At 73.2% G+C, this 18,182-nt stretch carries 15 protein-coding genes, 1 pseudogene and 1 riboswitch; of the genes and pseudogenes, 7 read left to right on the top strand and 9 right to left on the bottom strand.

The window, feature by feature from the left end; genetic code table 11:
• Nucleotides 1-957 (top strand): tetratricopeptide repeat protein (locus ACZ6KF_RS31440; RefSeq protein ID WP_469241451.1); only part of this gene is annotated, 957 nt, incomplete at its 5' end.
• A gap of 137 nt (nucleotides 958-1,094) precedes the next feature.
• Here the strand turns inward: ACZ6KF_RS31440 and ACZ6KF_RS31435 are convergent.
• Complete coding sequence (locus ACZ6KF_RS31435; protein WP_356632300.1) at nucleotides 1,095-1,682, bottom strand: M23 family metallopeptidase; 588 nt, start codon at nucleotides 1,680-1,682, stop codon at nucleotides 1,095-1,097.
• A 248-nt stretch (nucleotides 1,683-1,930) separates the two neighbouring features.
• On the opposite strand from ACZ6KF_RS31435, the pseudogene rarD reads away from it, so the two are divergent.
• A pseudogene (rarD, locus tag ACZ6KF_RS31430) lies at nucleotides 1,931-2,668 on the top strand (EamA family transporter RarD); the annotation flags it as partial.
• Here rarD and ACZ6KF_RS31425 read toward each other — a convergent pair.
• On the bottom strand, nucleotides 2,653-4,155 hold the full coding sequence (locus ACZ6KF_RS31425) for an MFS transporter (RefSeq protein WP_469178399.1): 1,503 nt from the start codon (nucleotides 4,153-4,155) through the stop codon (nucleotides 2,653-2,655). The pseudogene rarD and the gene ACZ6KF_RS31425 overlap by 16 nt on opposite strands.
• Nucleotides 4,156-4,309: 154 nt before the next feature.
• Between ACZ6KF_RS31425 and ACZ6KF_RS31420 the strand changes: the two genes are divergently transcribed.
• Nucleotides 4,310-4,750 (top strand): winged helix-turn-helix transcriptional regulator, encoded by a 441-nt coding sequence (locus ACZ6KF_RS31420; RefSeq protein WP_356632304.1) that lies wholly within the window; start codon nucleotides 4,310-4,312, stop codon nucleotides 4,748-4,750.
• 28 nt (nucleotides 4,751-4,778) lie between these two features.
• Entirely contained in the window at nucleotides 4,779-5,315 is a 537-nt protein-coding gene (locus ACZ6KF_RS31415) for a VOC family protein (protein ID WP_356632306.1), read from the top strand.
• Between the two features lie 136 nt (nucleotides 5,316-5,451).
• On the opposite strand, the gene ACZ6KF_RS31410 is transcribed toward ACZ6KF_RS31415, so the two are convergent.
• From ACZ6KF_RS31410 to ACZ6KF_RS31390, 5 genes are all read right to left on the bottom strand, one after another.
• Complete coding sequence (locus ACZ6KF_RS31410) at nucleotides 5,452-6,417, bottom strand: hypothetical protein (RefSeq protein WP_469241449.1); 966 nt, start codon at nucleotides 6,415-6,417, stop codon at nucleotides 5,452-5,454.
• 141 nt (nucleotides 6,418-6,558) lie between these two features.
• Entirely contained in the window at nucleotides 6,559-7,449 is an 891-nt protein-coding gene (locus tag ACZ6KF_RS31405; protein WP_356632310.1) for an ABC transporter permease, read from the bottom strand.
• Entirely contained in the window at nucleotides 7,436-8,617 is a 1,182-nt protein-coding gene (locus tag ACZ6KF_RS31400; RefSeq protein WP_469241448.1) for an ABC transporter ATP-binding protein, read from the bottom strand. The genes ACZ6KF_RS31405 and ACZ6KF_RS31400 overlap by 14 nt, the downstream gene beginning before the upstream one ends.
• A 66-nt stretch (nucleotides 8,618-8,683) precedes the next feature.
• A complete protein-coding gene (locus ACZ6KF_RS31395; RefSeq protein ID WP_469241446.1) occupies nucleotides 8,684-9,883 on the bottom strand; it encodes a LolA family protein in 1,200 nt (399 codons plus the stop codon).
• A gap of 344 nt (nucleotides 9,884-10,227) precedes the next feature.
• Nucleotides 10,228-11,238: a polyprenyl synthetase family protein gene (locus ACZ6KF_RS31390; protein WP_356632314.1), complete on the bottom strand. Its 1,011-nt coding sequence runs from the start codon at nucleotides 11,236-11,238 to the stop codon at nucleotides 10,228-10,230.
• A 545-nt stretch (nucleotides 11,239-11,783) separates the two neighbouring features.
• Nucleotides 11,784-11,950: riboswitch (cyclic di-AMP (ydaO/yuaA leader) on the top strand.
• A gap of 4 nt (nucleotides 11,951-11,954) precedes the next feature.
• On the opposite strand from ACZ6KF_RS31390, the gene ACZ6KF_RS31385 reads away from it, so the two are divergent.
• On the top strand, nucleotides 11,955-12,458 hold the full coding sequence (locus ACZ6KF_RS31385; RefSeq protein WP_469160098.1) for a transglycosylase SLT domain-containing protein: 504 nt from the start codon (nucleotides 11,955-11,957) through the stop codon (nucleotides 12,456-12,458).
• Between the two features lie 35 nt (nucleotides 12,459-12,493).
• Here ACZ6KF_RS31385 and ACZ6KF_RS31380 read toward each other — a convergent pair whose 3' ends face one another.
• Nucleotides 12,494-13,378 (bottom strand): HAD family hydrolase, encoded by an 885-nt coding sequence (locus ACZ6KF_RS31380; protein WP_356632318.1) that lies wholly within the window; start codon nucleotides 13,376-13,378, stop codon nucleotides 12,494-12,496.
• Between the two features lie 197 nt (nucleotides 13,379-13,575).
• Here ACZ6KF_RS31380 and fahA point away from each other — a divergent pair, with 197 nt between their 5' ends.
• Both fahA and ACZ6KF_RS31370 read left to right on the top strand, forming a co-directional pair.
• Nucleotides 13,576-14,808 (top strand): fumarylacetoacetase, encoded by a 1,233-nt coding sequence (gene fahA / locus ACZ6KF_RS31375; RefSeq protein ID WP_356632320.1) that lies wholly within the window; start codon nucleotides 13,576-13,578, stop codon nucleotides 14,806-14,808.
• Nucleotides 14,809-15,010: 202 nt separating this feature from the next.
• The gene (locus ACZ6KF_RS31370; RefSeq protein ID WP_356632322.1) at nucleotides 15,011-15,949 is read left to right on the top strand and encodes a M56 family metallopeptidase; all 939 of its coding nucleotides are present in this window, start codon (nucleotides 15,011-15,013) and stop codon (nucleotides 15,947-15,949) included.
• Between the two features lie 22 nt (nucleotides 15,950-15,971).
• On the opposite strand, the gene recQ is transcribed toward ACZ6KF_RS31370, so the two are convergent.
• A complete protein-coding gene (recQ, locus tag ACZ6KF_RS31365; protein ID WP_356632324.1) occupies nucleotides 15,972-17,951 on the bottom strand; it encodes a DNA helicase RecQ in 1,980 nt (659 codons plus the stop codon).
• Between the last annotated feature and the right edge of the window lie 231 nt (nucleotides 17,952-18,182).

Genomic DNA, 18,182 nt, shown 5'->3' with positions numbered 1-18,182 from the left:
GCCGTTCCCGGTGTTCCGACCGCCGTTCCCGGTGTTCCGACCGCCGTTCCCGGTGTTCCGACCGCCGTTCCCGGTGTTCCGACCGCCGTTCCCGGTGTTCCGACCGCCGTTCCCGGTGCGTCGGAGGCCGCGCGCGGCAACCCGGACCGAGCAGCCCTCCCCGCCCCCATCCTCACCCCCACCCCCGTCGACGCCGCCTCCGCGGCTCTCCTGCGCAACCTCGGCCAACTCCACCTCTACCAGGACCGCTACGGCGAGGCGCGCGCCGCCTTCGACCGCTCGCGGGAGGTCTTCGCCGCCCTCGGGCACCGCGCGGGCGAGGCCTTCGCGGTCCTCGGCGCCGGCTCCGTGCAGCGGGTGACCGGCCATCCGGAAGCCGCGCTGGCGTCGTTCGCCGAGGCGCTGGCCGCCTTCCGGGACGCGGGCGACCGGCACGGCGAGGCCGTCGCGCACAACGCGATCGCCTCCGTCTGGCTGGAGCGCGGCGACCCGGACGCCGCCGCGCCCTGGCTGGCGAACGCCCTCGCCCTCTCGCGCGACGTCGGCGACCGGCACCGCGAGGCGCAGGTACGCCGCCGTGTCGCCGTACTGCACGAACTGCGCGGGGAGCCGCGGTCGGCCCGGGAGGAGCTGGAGCGGGCGCTGGCCATCTTCGACGAGCTGACCGACACGCACTGCGCGGCGTATGTGCGACAGAGCATCGGGGAGCTGTGTCTGCGGCAGGGCGACGCGGGGCGGGCCTCGGCGCTGCTGGTCGGGGCACTGGCCGTGCAGCAGCGGCTCGGCGACCGGCGGGCGCAGGCGCGGGTGGCGTGTCTGCTGGGCGAGCTGCATCACGCCACGGGACGCGAGCAGACCGCGCGGCGCTACTTCCACCGGTCGCTGTCGGCCTGGCGGCGGCTTGACGTGCGCGCCGAGGCGGAGCTGGTGGACGCGAAGCTGCGGTCGCTGCGCTGAGCCCCGCACGGAACACGCACGGGTTGCCGCACCGAGCCCCACCCGGAACAGCGGTTGCCGCACCGAGCCGCGCCCGGCACACCGGGCGCGGCTCACGAGCACACGGCGGGCCCGGCAGACCCGGCGGGCCCGGAGGCTCAGCAGCCGTTGGTGCTGGTCTGGTAGCGCACGAGGTAGTCGTACCAGGTCACGCCCTGCACCACCGCGACGACGACGCTGCCGTTGTGGATCTGCTCGTAGTGCAGGTGCGGGGAGATGTCGTACAGCGCGGACGACGCGCCGACCGTGCCGATCCGCTGGCCGCGCGTGACGGTGTCGCCGACCTGGACGTCACGGGTGTTCAGGTGGGCGTAGCGGGTGCGCCAGCCGTCGCCGTGACCGATGACGACCGTGTGCCCGTAGCCGGTGTCGGTCGCGTAGTACGAGGACAGGACGGTGCCGCCGGCGCTGGCGAGGACGCGGCGGCCGAGGTCGTCCGGGTTGCCGTTCGCGTCGTAGTGGTTCCAGTCGATGGAGTGGGCGGGGCTGTGGCCCTGCCAGTTGCTGCCGCGCCAGCTCTGGCCGCAGACGAACGGCATCCGGAACGCGGGCCGGGTGTCGGCCGCCACCGCCTGCTCCGAGGCCGCGCCCGTCGTCGCGCCGGCCGCCGGGGCCGCCGCGACCAGCGCGGCGAGGCCGGACAGCGCCGCGAGCAGCCGACGGCCGTGTCTCTTACGTCTCCGCATGGTTCCTCCCGTGGTCGCCGAGGTGACGCGGCGATTGAAGGAGGCGCGCATACAACGCGGATACAAAAGGCGACCCGGCCTGTCATGACCGTATGGCGATACGAGCATGACAGGCGGGGCCGTACGGCGTTACCGTCGTTCTTCCGAACGGGTGCGTGAGCGTGGGTGTGCGAGAAGGAGGGGCCGTGGCCGGCGAGTCCAGGGGCGAACGGCACATAGGACTGCTGAACGGCTTCGCGGCCTACGGGATGTGGGGCCTCGTCCCGCTCTTCTGGCCGCTGCTGAAGCCCGCCGGCGCGATGGAGATCCTCGCCCACCGGATGGTGTGGTCCCTGGTGGTCGTCGGCGCCGCGCTGCTGGTCGTACGGCGCTGGGCGTGGGCCCGGGAGCTGGTGCGCGAGCCGCGGAGGCTGGGGCTGATCACGGTGGCCGCGGCGGTGATCACCGTGAACTGGGGCCTGTACATCTGGGCCGTGAACGCCGGCCACGTCGTCGAGGCCTCGCTCGGGTACTTCATCAACCCGCTGGTCACCATCGCGATGGGCGTGCTGCTGCTGAAGGAGCGGCTGCGGACCGTGCAGTGGGTCGCGGTCGGGGTGTGCGTGGCGGCGGTGCTCGTCCTCACCGTGGGCTACGGCCGGCCCCCGTGGATCTCCCTGGTCCTCGCCTTCTCCTTCGCCACCTACGGCCTGGTGAAGAAGAAGCTCAACCTCGGCGGTCTGGAGTCGCTGGCCGCCGAGACGGCGATCCAGTTCCTGCCCGCGCTCGCCTATCTGCTGTGGCTGTCGGCCGAGGGCCGCTCCACCTTCGCCGCCGAGGGACCGGGGCACGCGCTGCTGCTCGCCGCGTGCGGCGTGGTCACCGCGCTTCCGCTGGTCTGCTTCGGCGCGGCGGCGATCCGCGTGCCCCTGTCCACGCTGGGCCTGCTGCAGTACCTGGCCCCGGTGTTCCAGTTCCTGCTCGGCGTCTTCTACTTCGACGAGGCCATGCCGCCCGAGCGCTGGGCCGGGTTCGCGCTGGTCTGGCTGGCGCTGTCGATGCTCACCTGGGACGCGCTGCGCACCGCGCGCCGCACGGCCCGCACGCTGAGGGCGGAGAGGAACGCGCCGGCCACCACCATCACCACCGGCACGGCCAGCGCCGTACGGAAGGCGGAGAGCGTGTCCTCCGGAGTGTCGGCCCCGGTCGACGCCAAGCCGTAGACGGCGGTCACGGCGGAGATGCCGAGGGCCGAGCCGAACTGCGTCGCCGTGTTGAGCAGCCCGCCGGCCAGCCCCTGCTCCTCCTCCGCGACGCCGTCGGTCGCCGCGATGGTCAGCGGGCCGTACGCCAGTGCGAAGGCGAGGCCCGAGATGATCAGCGTCGGGAACATGGCGGCGTAGGACCAGTCCATGCCCACGGGCAGGAACAGCGCGTAGGCGACGGCCGCCAGGACGAAGCCGCCGAGGATGACGCGGGCGTTGCCGTAGCGGGTGACCAGTCGCGGGGTGAGGGTCGGGGCGAGGACGGCGTCGCAGCCCATGACGAGCAGGGCGAGCGCCGTCTGCAGCGACGACCAGCCGCGCAGTTCCTGGAGGTACAGCGTCACCACGAACTGGAAGCCGAAGAAGGCGCCCAGGAACAGCAGCGCCCCCAGGTCTGCGCGGACCATGGCGCGGTGCCGCAGGATGCCGAACCGCACCAGCGGGGCCGCGGCCCGCCGCTCGACGGCGACGAAGACCGCGCCGAGCGCCAGCGCCCCGGCCCCGGACGCGACGGTCCACGGCCAGTCGTGCAGACCGTGTTCGAGCCGTACGACGGTGTAGGCGGCCAGCAGCATGGCGCCGGCGACGGTCACCGCGCCGAGCAGGTCGAACCCGCCCCGGCCGGTCCCTTCGGCTCCCCGCAGCAGGCCGACCGCCCCGGCCCCCTCCGCCCCGCCGCCCGGCACCACCCGCACCGCCGCCACCAGCAGCGCCGCCGCCAGCAGTACCGGCGCGAAGAACACCCACCGCCAGCCGAGCTGGGTGAGCAGTCCGCCGATGACGAGGCCGAGCGAGAAGCCGCCGGCCCCGGTGCCCGCGAAGACCAGCAGGGCCTTGTTGCGCTGCTCGCCCTCCTCGTACGAGGTCGTGATCAGCGACAGCGCGGCCGGCGTCATGAACGCGGCGGCGACGCCGGTGACGAAACGGGCGACGACCAGCATCCAGCCCTCGGTGGCGAAACCGCCGAGGCCGGAGAAGAGCAGGAAGACGGTGAGCCAGCCGAGGAACATCCGGCGCCGGCCGAGCAGGTCGGCGGCCCGGCCGCCGAGCAGCGTGAAGCCGGCGTAGCCGAGCACATAGGCGCTCATCACCCAGGCCGCGGTCCCGGTCGACAGGCCCAGATCGGATCTGATCGACGGGATCGCGATGGCCATCATCGCGACGTCGATGCCCTCCAGGAAGATCGTTCCGCACAGCACGAGCAACAGGGCCCAGGCACGGGTGCCCATCGGTACTCCTCACGTAGGCACGGGAAAAGACGGAAGTCAGGAATTACGGGCGTCAGCAATGACGGGCGTCAGGGATTGCGGACGTCAGGGGTTACCCGAGTGAGGGCCGCTTCCCTCTTGTAACCGGACCCAGCCTCCGGCAGTATCGACAGACATGGAAGTAGGCACTTCTAAGTCACCGAGTAACTGCGCGAGCACCGTGGACCACGGCGACGACGACCCCTTCCAGTGGGACACCCGCGAGGGCTGCGAGGTACGGCAGATCCTGGACCGGGTCGCCGACAAGTGGTCGCTGCTGGTCATCGCCCTGCTGGAGAACCGCCGACTGCGCTTCACGGAGCTGCGCCGCGAGATCGACGGGGTCAGCCAGCGCATGCTGACCGTCACCCTGCGCCAGCTGGAGCGCGACGGCCTGGTCCGGCGCACGGTGCACCCGGTGGTGCCGCCCCGCGTCGACTACGAGCTCACCCCGCTCGGCGCCACCCTCCACACGACCATCCGCTCGCTGGTGACATGGACCGAGGAGCACCAGCAGGAGATCGCCAGGGCACGGGCGGAGTACGACGCGCGGGAGGCGCGCAGCGCGGCCGAGTGAGGCGTCCCGATGCCCGAGGATGTCCCGCATGACTGACGATTCCCGCGTGACCGAGGAGCCCACGGAGACCGTGACCGGGGAGCGGACGGAACGCCCGCCCGCCTCCCCGGCGCCCGCCCCGCTCCACTGGAAGCTGGTGATCGACGCCCACGACCCGCACGCGCAGGCCGACTTCTGGGCCGCCGCGCTCGGCTACCTGGTCGAGGACAACAGCGCGCTGATCGAGCGGCTCACGCAGGCCGGTGTGCTCCCCGCCGGGGCCACCGTCGACTTCCACGGCCGCCCGGCCTTCCGGGACCTGATCGCCGTACGCCACCCCGACGACCCCTGCGAGGAGGAGAGCGGGACCGGACTGGGGCGGCGGCTGCTGTTCCAGCGCGTTCCGGAGCCGAAGTCGGGCAAGAACCGCCTGCATCTGGACCTGCATCCGGAGCCGGGCCGGCGCGACGCCGAGGTGGAGCGGCTGCGCGGCCTCGGTGCCCGTGTGCTGCGGGAGGTGAGGGAGGCCGGCGGGGCGTGGGTGGTCATGTCGGACCCGGAAGGGAACGAATTCTGCGTGCAGTGACGACCGCGCATCGACGGATCGACGGCAGCGGAGGCGCGCAGTCCGCAGATGCTCGGACAGCCGCCTCGCCCCATGCCCCAGACCGCGCCTCACGCGACGGGCCTCGGACCGCCGTCTTCCCGGGCCCCGAACCGCCTCACGCGACGGGCCTCGGACCGCCTCCTCCCGCGCCTCGGACCGCCGCGGCCCGTCGCGTGAGGCGGCCCATGCGGGTGCGGGCGGCGTCCAGTTCCTCGGCGTCCGCGGCGGCCGGGCCGTTTCCGGCGGCGAGCGCGGTCCACAGGGCGATCAGTTCGTGGCCCAGTTCCAGGCCGAGTGCCGGGTCGCGCACCGCACGCCAGGCCGTCGCCGCGCTCTGGACGTTGCCGTAGGCGCTGTCCTCGTCGCCGGTGCGGTGGCGGGCGCGGGCGGCGTCGACGCTGAGGCGGAAGGCGCGCAGCGGGTCGGCGGCCAGATAGGCGACGTAGGCGGCGAGTTCCACGACGGCGAGGTGCTCCGGGTGGTCCGGGGCGTAAGTCGCCGACGCCTCGGACAGGGCCCGTTCGGCCAGGACCGCGGCCTCCTCGGGGCGGCCCGCCCGCACGGCGTCGCCGATCGGGGCGGTGCGGGGCGTTTCGGGGGCGTCGCCGAGGAGTGCCTCGGCGACGGCGTCGAAGGTCGGGGGCGGGACCGGCTCCGGGCCGGGGTCGAGGTCGGCGGCTGCCGGCACGGCTGCGGTGGCGGGAACGGCCTGGACGGGCGGGGCGTCGTCCATGACCGGCGGCGGTCCGAAGACGCCGGTGGGCACGGGGGCGCCCGGCTGCCGTGGGGGCGTGGACGCCGGGGCGGCCGGCTGCCGCCGGGACGTGGGCGTGGGCACCGGCTCGGCGGTGTAGCGGCTGGAGCCGTCCGGGTGGACCTCGAGCGGGACGACGTAGCCGATGCGCTCGTCGTGCACCGTGGCGAGGACGGGGCCGCCCATGGTCAGGGCGATGCGGTGGAGGTGCTTCAGGACGGTGCGCTGAAGCTCCTCCCCCGGCGCGGCGACGATGCGCACGCCGCCGATCGAGGCGCTGCCGGAGTCCGGCCCGGCGCCGGGGACACGGACGTCGATGGGTGCCACCGGGGCCACCTGCGCCTCCTTCACGTTCGCGCCCGGAGCCTGGTTCGCCGGCTCCGGTCCCTTACTCGTGTCTGTGCCTCGAGTGTCGCCGCTCGTGGCCCGTGGATGCGTCACCGGCGCGTCACAGCCTCGTCCCAGGGCTCAGGTGGTGATGTCCTTCGCCGTGAACCGCGCCCACGCCGCCGAGCCGAAGACGGCCGCGTACAGCGCCTGGAGGCCGAGGTTCTTCACCAGGTCGTCCCAGTAGACGGGCTCGCGCATCAGGTCGGCGAAGGACAGCCAGTAGTGGGAGAAGAAGTACGGGTGGAGGGCGTGCAGTTGGGGGATCTGGTCGAGGATCTGCACGGTGATGAGCAGGCCGACGGTCGTCGCCATCGCCGCGATGCCGCTGCCGGTCAGCGTCGAGACGAACAGGCCGAGCGCCGCGACGCCGACCAGTGAGGCGGCGACGACGAGGGCGATGAGCAGGGCTCTGACCAGGCCTTCGCTGAAGCCGATCCGCGTGCCCGAGAGGGTCGTCAGCTCGCCGAGCGGGAACAGCAGCGCGCCGACCGCCAGCGCCGAGACGGCGACGACGAGGGTGGCGGCGAGGCAGAAGGCGATCGTGGTGGCGAACTTGGCCAGCAGCAGCCGGGTCCGGCCGGCGGGGGCGACCAGCAGATAGCGCAGGGTTCCGGCGCTCGCCTCACCGGCGATCGCGTCGCCCGCGACGACGCCGACGGCCATCGGGAGGAAGAACGGGAGCGTCGCGGCGAGGGCGGTGAACACCAGGAACAGGCCGTTGTTGGTGATCTGCGCGATGAACGCGGGTCCTTCGCCGCCCTCCGGTCCGCCTCCCCCGCCGAGACCGGAGCCGTCACTGGTCTCGATCTTCACGGCGATGCCGACGAGCACCGGCACGGCGGCCAGCACCCCGAGCAGCGCGAGCGTGCGCCAGCGCCGGAAGGTGAGGGCGAGTTCACCGCGCAGCAGCCCGAACGTCCACAGCGGGCCCGGTGTCCGTCCGGGACGCGCGAGTTCAGCCTGCGACATCGAAGCCCTCCCCGGTCAGCGCCACGAACGCGTCCTCCAGCGAGGCCCGTTCCACTCCGAACCCGCGCACCCGCACCCCCGCCGCCACCAACGCGGCGTTCAGCTCGGCGAGTTCGCCCTCCGGCGGCTCCCCGGTCACCCGCTCCTCGATGACGACGACGTCGCCGATCCCGCGTTCCTTCAGCACCCGGGCCGCCTCCCCGGTGTCCGGCGTGGTCACCACGAGCCGCCCCCGGATGCCGGCCGCGAGGTCCGCGACCGCGCCCTGGGTGACGAGCCGGCCGCGTGCCATCACGGCGGCGTGGGTGCACACCTGCTCGATCTCGTCGAGCAGGTGGGAGGAGAGGAAGACGGTGGTGCCCTCGGTGGCGAGTTCTCTGATCAGGGCGCGGATCTCGCGCATGCCCTGCGGGTCGAGCCCGTTGGTCGGCTCGTCCAGCACGAGCAGCCGGCGCGGGCGCAGCAGCGCGGCGGCGAGGCCGAGGCGCTGTTTCATTCCCAGCGAGTAGGCCTTCGCCTTCTTGCCGCCGGCCGCCGCGAGCCCCACCCGTTCCAGCGCGGCGGCGACGCGGGCGCGCCGGGTGCGGGGGTCGGCGGTGGGGTCGGCGGCGTCGTAGCGCAGCAGGTTGTCGCGGCCGGACAGGAAGCCGTAGAGGGCCGGCCCCTCGATGAGCGCGCCGACGTGCGGCAGCACGGCGCGCGTGGCGCGGGGCATGGGCCGCCCCAGCACGTGCGCCGTGCCCGACGTGGGTTCGATCAGGCCCATCAGCATACGGATGGTCGTGGTCTTGCCGGAGCCGTTGGGACCGAGGAAGCCGAAGACGCTGCCCGCCGGGACGGTCAGGTCGAGACCGTCGACGGCGAGCTGTCCGCCGCGGAAGCGCTTGGTGAGCGCCCGGGTGTGGATCACGGCCCCCTCCGGACCCGGCTCCGTGACGGACGAATCCGCCCCCGCGGCGTCCGGGCCCGCAGGGGTGACGGAAGCATCCGCCCCCGCGGCGGACGAGCCCGGACTTTGCTCCGTGAGCGACGAGCCGGGCCCTGCGGCGGAGCGGCCCGGACCCGTGACGGACCGGCCCCTCACCGCGGCGGACCCGTCCGCCCCCATGGCGGGCCCGTCCGCCCCGGTGGCGGACGGGTGCGGCCCCGCGGCGGACGGTTCGTCCATCGGCTCCCTCGTTTCGTCGTACGACACGCCGTGCGCGCGTACGACCCCCCGTACGCGCGTACGGTCCTACTGCCCCGCGTCGGCCGCCTTCACCAGCGCGTCCTTGGTGACCGCGCCGACGTAGACGGTGCCGTCCTCGGTGATCAGGGCGTTGATCAGCCGGGTCTTGAAGACGGTGCCCGAGCCGAAGTCGCCGCTCACCCGGTCGCCGAAGGAGCCGAGGAAGCCGCCCAGTTCGCCGCCCGCGGCCTCGGTGGGAACCCCGCCCTCGGCACCGGTGTCGAGAACCGCGACGGCGTTCCAGCCCTCGCCGACGACCTCGGCGCCCTGGAAGCCCTTGGCCAGGTCCTCCTCGGACTTGCCCGCGTGGGCCGGGGCCTCCACGCTGTCGTCCTCGGTCACCTTCGCACCCTTGGGCGGGGTGAAGTCGAAGGTGGACGCGGCCGGCTCGGCGAAGCTGACCTGCGTGAAGCCGGCGTCCACCACAGCGGCGCCGCCACTCGCGGGGGTGAGCGTGAACTTCAGCGGGAGGCCGGTCTCCGCGTCGACGGCGATGCTGATGGCCCCCACGGTGGAGCCGGTCTGCTTGGGCTCGATGAGCAGCTTGTAGGCGTCCCGGCCCGCGACCTGGGCGGTGCCGTCGACGGTCACGGACGTGGTGTCGTCGACCGCCTTCAGGGCCTCCTCGGCGAGGTCCTGGGGCGTGGCGGGCGCCTGCTTCTCGTGCTTGCCGCCGTGCTCGTCGGCGGTGGCGTGGTAGACCTCGTTGGACGCGCTGTCGTAGCCCCAGACGTCCTTGCCGTTGTGGATCAGGCTGTACTCGGCGGCGTCCTCCAGCAGGGACACCTTGTGCCGGTCCGGGCCGTCGGCGGCGACGCGCAGGGTGTGGGAGCCGGACGCCAGCTCGGTGAGCCTGGCCGCCGGGTCCGCCGAGGAGCCCTCGCCGTCGGCGCCGGCCGCGCCGGAGAGCATGCTGCTCTCCAGGCCGCCCAGGTCGGGCAGGCCGAGGTCGGTGCTGATCCTCACGGTGCCGGACAGCTGCTGGACGTCCGACGCGGCGATCTTCTCGATCAGTTCCTCGGCGGTGATCTTCGGCAGGTCCGGGCTGCCGGAGTCGGCTATCGCCGGAACCAGTCCGATGGTTCCCGCGGCGATGCCGATCACCGCGGCGGGCACGCCGTACCGCGCGGCCCTGCGTCGTCGCGCCGCGCGCAGGTCGTCGTCCTCCGCGGCGGTGGTGCTGTCGTCGGATGCGTACGGTGCCATGTGTGCCTTACCTCCGTCGTCGGCGGCGGCCGCCCGTCGTACAGGTGCTCGCACTTGTCCACCCCGAGCCGCCATTCTCACCCGAATCGGTGAGGAGTGGTGTCCTTCAGTGCATCCATCTGACCAAATACGGCAAGGAAAATCGTCAGACCGCAGAGCCAACTCCGTGTACTCCTGCGGTATGACGGGACAGGGCGGTTTCTCCCCCGCCCCGTAGGGGTGGGGTGCGACGGGCAGTCAACAGACCCGTGGGGCCGCGCCGCGACGGCCGACCGACCGGACCCCTGAAGCTGCGATACGACAGCCGGCCGACCGGACCCGTGGGGCCGCGCCGCGACGGGCGGCTAACCGGCGCGGTGGACCACCGCGTCGCACATCTCCTCCAGCGCCGCCTTGGCGTCGCACTCCCGCAGCGGGGCGAGCGCCGCGCGTGCGGCCTCGACGTAGCGGATGGTGTCGCGCCGGGCGTGTTCCAGCGCGGGGTGGCGGCGGAAGGCGGCGAGCGCCTCGGCGTGCCGGTCGTCGTCGGTGAGGTCGGAGTCGAGCAGTTCGCACAGGGCGAGGTCCTCGGGGAGCCCGAGCCGGGCCGCCCGCTCGCGCAGCCGGAGCACCGGCAGCGTGGCGATGCCCTCGCGCAGGTCGGTGCCGGGCGTCTTGCCGGACTCGTGGGAGTCGGAGGCGATGTCCAGCACGTCGTCGGCGAGCTGGAAGGCGACGCCGAGGCGCTCGCCGTACTGGGTGAGGACGTCCACGACCGACTCGTCGGCGCCGGACATCATCGCGCCGAAGCGGCAGGCGACGGCGACCAGGGAGCCCGTCTTGCCGGACAGCACGTCCAGGTAGTGCTCGACCGGGTCGCGGCCGTCCGACGGTCCGGCCGTCTCCAGGATCTGCCCCGTGACCAGCCGCTCGAACGCCTCCGCCTGGACTCGCACCGCCTCCGGTCCGAGGTCGGCCAGGATGTGCGACGCGCGCGCGAAGAGGAAGTCGCCGGTGAGCACCGCGACCGAGTTGCCGAAACGGGTGTTCGCGCTGGGCACCCCGCGCCGCACGTCCGCCTCGTCCATCACGTCGTCGTGGTACAGCGTCGCGAGGTGCGTCAGCTCCACGACCACTGCGGAGGGCACCACGCCGGGCGCGTAGGGGTCGCCGAACTGCGCGGCGAGCATCACCAGCAGCGGACGGAACCGCTTCCCGCCGGCCCGCACCAGGTGCTGCGCGGCATCGGTGATGAAGGGGACCTCGCTCTTGGTGGCCTCGAGCAGTCCCTCCTCGACAGCCGTCAATCCGGCGTGGACATCGGCTTCCAGAGCCTGGTCCCGCACGCTCAGCCCGAACGGCCCGACGACGGTCACGAGGGGTCTCCTGTCTGCTGGTGTCTACTGGGGATTACACGGTTTGTCGATACGTCGCTGCCTTCACTCAAGTCAGCGTATCCGGTCACGTTTCGATCACCGCCAGCGCCCGGCGTTACGGCTCGGCCGGTATCGGATCATGACTGGCGGGTTTCTGACCACCCAGCGGGGATTATTTCGCACCGTTTCGTCCGGTTTTGCACTCTCCCTGAATCGCCGCGACACCCGCCCCCGCCCACTCCGGCAAGCCCACTCCCGCCGCGACGATTTGATAACCCCTTAGCCGCATTTGCCCGTTTTGCCTGACTTGCACGCGACCGTGAGGTCACTCACGTCCCCGTACCCGCGGAATTCACCTGCGCAACACGCGACACCCCTTGAACCGCAGGCCAGTTGACCTCCCTGGCGACAAAGGATCAAGTGCGCCAAACCCGCCGGACAGAGATCAAATCGCCCGTGGTGTGACTCCGCCGCTTGTTCCCGACATGTTCCCTCGCATACGTTCCCGGCCTGTCGGGCGGACGCCGAGTCCTGCCACCGCCCGCACACCACCAACGACCACTCGCACGGCAGGAGCGGGGGACCCAGGTAAGTCGCCGGGCCGGCACGACGCCGGACCGGCTCGGGGTGAAGCCGCGCGTTCCGGCGCGCGGCCGGGCACCTCCCAGCCCGAACCCGACAGCTCACCTCGCAGGCGACGGAGAGGACATTTCGACATGCCCGCAAGCCGTCAGCACAGCCGTGCCCTGACCGCCCGCACCGCCCGCCGCCTCGCCCGCAAGCTCGCCGTCGCCGGCACCGGCGCGGCCGTGCTCGCCCTGCCGCTCGTCGGCGCGAGCGGCGCCTCGGCGGCCCCGGCGGCCGCCCCGGCCGCGACGACCGCCGCCACCGCCGCGTACACCAACAACCTCGACGGCTGGATCCGCCAGTCGCTCGCGATCATGGCCCAGCACGGCATTCCCGGCACCTACAACGGCATCCACCGCAATGTCATGCGCGAGTCGTCCGGCAACCCGTGGGCGATCAACAACTGGGACTCCAACGCCGCCAAGGGCACGCCCTCCAAGGGCCTGCTCCAAGTGATCGACCCGACCTTCGCCGCCTACCACGTGCCCGGCACCGCCTACGACCCGTACAACCCGGTCTCCAACATCACCGCCGCCTGCAACTACGCGGCCGACCGCTACGGCTCGATCGACAACGTGTTCGGCGCCTACTGAGCCCGCCCCCCTCTCAGGGCCCGCGCCCCGTCCCCTCACGGGGTCCCCGCCCACAGACGTTCGAGGACGACGGCCACGCCGTCGTCCTCGTTCGACGTGGTGACCTCGTCGGCGACCGCCTTCAGCTCGGGGTGGGCGTTGGCCATGGCGACGCCGTGCGCGGCCCAGTCGAACATGGGGATGTCGTTGGGCATGTCCCCGAAGGCGATGGTCTGCGCGGGGCGTGCGTCGAGGTGCTGGGCCGCGATCGCCAGGCCGGTCGCCTTGGTCACGCCGCACGGCTGCATCTCCACCGTTCCCGGCCCGGACATGGTGACGGTCGCGAGCGAGCCGACCGCCGCCCTGGCCACCGTCGCCAGCTCGTCGTCCGTCAGGCCGGGGTGGCGCAGCAGCACCTTGCTGATCGGCTCGCTCCACAGGTCGGCGCGCCGGCCGACCCGTACGGCGGGCAGCGTGGGGTGCGGCATCCGGTAACCCGGCTCGATGAGGGTCAGCCCGTCCACGCCGTCCTGGTCGACGGCGGCGTACACCTCCCCCAGCTCGGCCTCGATCTTGCCGAGCGCGGTCTCCGCCAGTTCCCGGTCCAGGGTGACCGACCACAGCAGGCGGTCCGCCCCGGCGTCGTACACCTGCGCGCCCTGCCCGCACACCGCGATCCCCCTGTTCCCGAGTCGCTCCAGCAGCGGGCGCACCCGGGGCGCCGGGCGGCCGGTCACCACGAGGTGGCGGGCGCCTGCCCCCACGGCCCGCCCGAGGGCGGCGAGGGTCCGGTCGGAGACCGTGTCGTCGCCGCGCAGCAGCGTGCCGTCCAGATCGGTGGCGATGAGCGAGTACGCGCCGGGGTCCGCCGAGGGGGCGGTGTGCGGCGCGGGGGCGGAGTGCGCGGCGGGTGCGGTGGTGCGCGCGAGGGGTGCGGCCATGATCAGAGAATACGGACATCCGGCCGGGTCCGTTCACCACCCCGTTCACCGTCTCCGACGTCAACCGGCCCTGGTTCCGGGTGCCTTCACGACACGGCGGAACGGGCCCGCGGGGGACGCTGCCCAAGAGGGCCGCCCCGGCCGTAACGTGTGCGGCGACTACCCGGTCCGCGCGTACGAAAGTGAGGCAGCACCCCATGCCCCCCTTCGATCTCCCCGAGGGCGACCCCTTCGGCCCGCACAACCTTCCGTACGGCGTCTTCTCGCTCACCGACGCCACGGGCTCCCCCGAGTCCGCCGAGCGCCGGGTCGGCGTCCGCCTCGGCGATCACGTCCTCGACGCGGGCGCGGCGGCTCTGGCGCTCGGTTCCCCGTACGCCGACCTGCTCGCCCGGCCGACCCTGAACCCGCTGCTCGCGGCCGGCCGCACCGCCTGGTCGGACGTGCGGCGCGCGCTGACCGCCTGGGTGACGGTGCCCTCCCACCGCGAGACCGTCGCCCCCCTGCTGCACCCCCTGTCCTCGGTGACCCTGCATCTGCCCTTCGAGGTCGCGGACTACGTCGACTTCTACGCCTCCGAGAACCACGCCCGCAACGTCGGCCGGATGTTCCGCCCCGACGCCGCCGACTCGCTCACCCCCAACTGGAAGCATCTGCCGATCGGTTACCACGGCCGCTCCGGCACGGTCGTCGTCTCCGGCACCGACGTCGTCCGCCCCGCCGGCCAGCGCAAGGCCCCGTCCGACGCGGCGCCCGTGTTCGGCCCGTCCGTCCGGCTGGACATCGAGGCGGAGGTCGGCTTCGTCGTCGGGACGCCCTCCCCGATGGGCACGCCGGTGCCGCTGTCGGCCTTCCGCGAGCACGTCTTCGGCCTGTGCCTCCTCAACGACTGGAGCGCACGGGACATCCAGGCCTGGGAGTACGTCCCCCTCGGCCCGTTCCTCGGCAAGTCCTTCGCCACCTCCGTGTCGGCGTGGATCACCCCGCTGGACGCGCTGGACGCGGCGCGCGTGGCCCCGCCGCGGCGGACGCACCCCCTGCTGCCGTACCTGGACGACGGCGACGAGGAGCCCGGCGGCTACGACCTGCGGATCTCGGTCGCCGTGAACGGCCACGTCGTTTCGGAACCCCCGTTCTCCACCATGTACTGGACCGCGGCCCAGCAGCTCGCCCACATGACCGTCAACGGCGCCTCCCTGCGCACCGGCGACCTCTACGGCTCCGGCACGGTCAGCGGGCCCGAGGAGCGTCAGCGCGGCTCGCTGCTGGAGCTGACCTGGAACGGGCGGGACCCGCTCGAACTCCCCGACGGCAGGCGGACCTTCCTGGAGGACGGCGACGTCGTCACCCTCACGGCCTGGGCCCCGGGGGCGGACGGCGCCCGCGTGGGCCTCGGGGAGGTGACGGGGCGCGTCGTCGCGGCCGGCTGAACCTCGCGGGCGCTCCACGGGGTTGGGCGGCGCCGCCCGGGACGAGGTGGCGCCGCACCCCTGACTCCGGCGGCCCGTCGCCGTCATACTGGCGGCGTACGGTGCACGCCGGAGCGTCGCGCGCGGCGCCGCACCGCCTCGTCGCGCGCACCGCCCCGCACCGCAGCCGCCCCACTCCCGACCAGGATCCGGAGCCCGTGGCATGACCGTCTGCCTGCTCCTGCTGAGCCTCCTCGCCCTGACGGCCGCCGTACCGGCCCCCCGCGCCCTGACCCGGGCCGCGTGGACCGAACGCGAACCCGTGGTCGGGCTGTGGGTGTGGCAGTGCCTGGTCGCCACCGTCCTGCTGTGCTGCCTGGCCGCGCTCGTCCTGGGCGCGGCGGCCCTCTTCCAGACCGTGCGCGACCATGTCTTCGCGCCCGCGCCGCCCGCCGTCACCGCCGCCTACGACCTGTCCGCCGCCCCGGCCTGGGCCGCTGCCCTCACCCTGCTGCTGGCCTGCGGCGCCGCCTGGACGACGGCGATGCTCACCCGCGAGCTGGCCGAGGCCCGCCGCCGCCGCGGCCGGGCCCGCGCGCACCTGCGGGAACGCGCCCCCGACCTGCCCGCCGGCCTGCCGGCCTCCCGCGGCCCGCTGCTCGTGCTGGAGGACGAGTACCCGGACGCCTGGTGGATGCCCGGCCACCCTTCCCAACTGGTCGTCACCACCGGGGCGCTGCACCGCCTCACCGACCACCAGCTGGACGCGGTCCTCACCCATGAGCGCGGCCACGCCCGCGCCCGCCACGACTGGCTGCTGCATCTGTCCACCGCCCTCGCCACCGGCTTCCCCCGGGTCCCGCTCTTCGCCCACTTCTGCGACCAGACGCGCCGGCTGGTCGAACTCGCCGCCGACGACACGGCCTCCCGCCGCTGCGGCCACCTGACCACCGCGTTGGCCCTGATCGAGCTGAACCAGCACCGGGGCGTGCTGTCCTGCGCCTCCAGCCGCCGGCTGCTGGGCGAACGTGTGGACCGCCTGCTGGCCCCGCCGCCCCGGCTGGACCGGCGGCACCGCGCCCTCACCACCACGGTCGCCGGCCTGGCCCCTCTGCTGCCCCTGCTGATCACCTTCGCCCCGGGGCTGACGGCACTGGGCTGAAAGAGCGCGCGCCTCCGCCCGCCTACGCCCAGTCCTCGGGCTCGGGCTCCGGGGCGGGCTCCAGGTCGGGCTCCGGGTCCGACTCCCACTCCCGTCCGGGCTCCGCACCGCCGCCGCCCCCGCTCAGCGAGGCCAGCACCGCCACCACGCCCTCCCCGTAGGTCGCCAGCTTCTTCTCGCCGACCCCGCTGATCCCGCCGAGCTGCGCGACCGACGTGGGCCAGACCGTGGCGATCTCCCTCAGCGTGGCGTCATGGAAGATCACGTACGCCGGGACGCCCTGCTCCCGGGCCTGCTCCGCACGCCAGGCACGCAGGGCCTCGAAGGCGGGGAGCAGTTCCTCGGGCAGCTCGGCCACCGCTGCCTTGGCCTTGCGCTCGCCCCGCCCGGACGAGGAACCCGACGCCTTCGCCGCCACCGGCTTCTTCGGCTCCTTGCGCAGCGGCACCTCCCGCTCGCGCCGCAGGACCGCGCCGCTGGCCTCGGTCAGCACCAGCGTCCCGTACTCCCCCTCGACCGCGAGCAGCCCCTGGGCCAGCAGCTGCCGGATGACGCCCCGCCACTCGCCCTCGGTCAGCTCCTGCCCGATGCCGAACACGGACAGCTGGTCGTGGTCGAACTGGATCACCTTGGCGGTCCGCTTGCCGAGCAGGATGTCGACGATCTGCACCGCGCCGAACTTCTGCCCCCGCTCCCGCTGGAGCCGCACCACCGTCGACAGCACCTTCTGCGCCGCGACCGTGCCGTCCCAGGTCTCCGGCGGGGTCAGGCACGTGTCGCAGTTGCCGCAGGCCTCCCGCTCGGGGTCCTGGCCGAAGTAGGCGAGCAGCCGGGCCCGGCGGCACTGGGCGGTCTCGCACAGCGCGAGCATCGCGTCGAGGTGGGCCTGCGCCCGGCGCCGGAACGCCTCGTCGCCCTCGCCGGACTGGATCAGCTTGCGCTGCTGGATGACGTCGCCCAGCCCGTACGCCATCCACGCCGTGGACGGCAGTCCGTCGCGGCCGGCGCGGCCGGTCTCCTGGTAGTAGCCCTCGACGGACTTGGGCAGGTCGAGGTGGGCGACGAAGCGGACGTCCGGCTTGTCGATGCCCATGCCGAAGGCGATGGTCGCCACCACGACCAGGCCCTCCTCCCGCAGGAACCGGGACTGGTGCGCGGCGCGGGTGCCCGCGTCCAGACCGGCGTGGTACGGGACCGCCTCGATGCCGTTCCTGCTGAGGAACTCGGCCGTCTTCTCCACGGAGTTGCGGGACAGGCAGTACACGATGCCCGCGTCGCCGGGGTGCTCCTCGCGGAGGAACGAGAGCAGCTGCTTCTTGGGGTCGGCCTTGGGGACGATGCGGTACTGGATGTTGGGCCGGTCGAAGCTGGCCACGAAGTGCCGGGCGCGCGGCATGTTCAGCCGCTGGGTGATCTCCTGATGGGTCGCACGGGTGGCCGTCGCCGTGAGCGCGATCCGCGGGACGTCGGGCCAGCGCTCGCCGAGCAGGGACAGCGCGAGATAGTCGGGGCGGAAGTCGTGGCCCCACTGTGACACGCAGTGCGCCTCGTCGATGGCGAAGACGGAGATCTTGCCGCGGGAGAGGAGGTCCAGCGTGGACTCCAGCCGCAGCCGCTCCGGAGCGAGGTAGACGACGTCCAGCTCCCCGGCGAGGAACTCGGCCTCCACCGTCCGCCGCTCGTCGAAGTCCTGCGTGGAGTTCATGAACCCGGCGCGCACGCCGAGCGCCCGCAGCGCGTCCACCTGGTCCTGCATCAGCGCGATGAGCGGCGAGACGACGACGCCCGTGCCCGGTCTGACCAGGGCCGGGATCTGGTAGCACAGCGACTTTCCGGCGCCGGTCGGCATCAGGACGACGGCGTCGCCGCCGGCCACCACATGCTCGACGACCGCTTCCTGCTCGCCGCGGAAGGCCTCGTACCCGAAGACCTTGCGCAGCGTGGCCACCGCCTCGCTCTCGGCTACCGCTGTCATCGCACCGATCCCGCCCGTCCCGCCCATCGCCGTGCCCCCGTACGTCGCGTCTCGACCACTGCGTCCACGATAGGCGTCCGCACCGACAGGCCCGGAAGTTGTCCACAGACCCGCCTCCGGGAAACCCGACAAGAACACGACGATCGGTCACACGTGTGCGGGTGTTCCACTCGCGCGCACGTCGAGGAAGGTCGCCGCCCCCTTCCCCCGTCGACCTGGACCTCATCGCGATCAGGACCCGGCGCGACGAGAACGGGT

The sequence above is a fragment of the Streptomyces sp. NPDC046379 genome, from assembly GCF_055587785.1.
This window is presented reverse-complemented; position numbering and strand designations above follow the sequence as displayed.

Coding starts and splice junctions, on each gene's coding strand:
- ACZ6KF_RS31435 (WP_356632300.1), bottom strand. CDS start 1,682: ATGCGGAGACGTAAGAGACACGGCCGTCGGCTGCTCGCGGCGCTGTCC.
- ACZ6KF_RS31425 (WP_469178399.1), bottom strand. CDS start 4,155: ATGGGCACCCGTGCCTGGGCCCTGTTGCTCGTGCTGTGCGGAACGATC.
- ACZ6KF_RS31420 (WP_356632304.1), top strand. CDS start 4,310: ATGGAAGTAGGCACTTCTAAGTCACCGAGTAACTGCGCGAGCACCGTG.
- ACZ6KF_RS31415 (WP_356632306.1), top strand. CDS start 4,779: ATGACTGACGATTCCCGCGTGACCGAGGAGCCCACGGAGACCGTGACC.
- ACZ6KF_RS31405 (WP_356632310.1), bottom strand. CDS start 7,449: ATGTCGCAGGCTGAACTCGCGCGTCCCGGACGGACACCGGGCCCGCTG.
- ACZ6KF_RS31400 (WP_469241448.1), bottom strand. CDS start 8,617: ATGGACGAACCGTCCGCCGCGGGGCCGCACCCGTCCGCCACCGGGGCG.
- ACZ6KF_RS31395 (WP_469241446.1), bottom strand. CDS start 9,883: ATGGCACCGTACGCATCCGACGACAGCACCACCGCCGCGGAGGACGAC.
- ACZ6KF_RS31385 (WP_469160098.1), top strand. CDS start 11,955: ATGCCCGCAAGCCGTCAGCACAGCCGTGCCCTGACCGCCCGCACCGCC.
- ACZ6KF_RS31380 (WP_356632318.1), bottom strand. CDS start 13,378: ATGGCCGCACCCCTCGCGCGCACCACCGCACCCGCCGCGCACTCCGCC.
- fahA (WP_356632320.1), top strand. CDS start 13,576: ATGCCCCCCTTCGATCTCCCCGAGGGCGACCCCTTCGGCCCGCACAAC.
- ACZ6KF_RS31370 (WP_356632322.1), top strand. CDS start 15,011: ATGACCGTCTGCCTGCTCCTGCTGAGCCTCCTCGCCCTGACGGCCGCC.
- recQ (WP_356632324.1), bottom strand. CDS start 17,951: ATGGGCGGGACGGGCGGGATCGGTGCGATGACAGCGGTAGCCGAGAGC.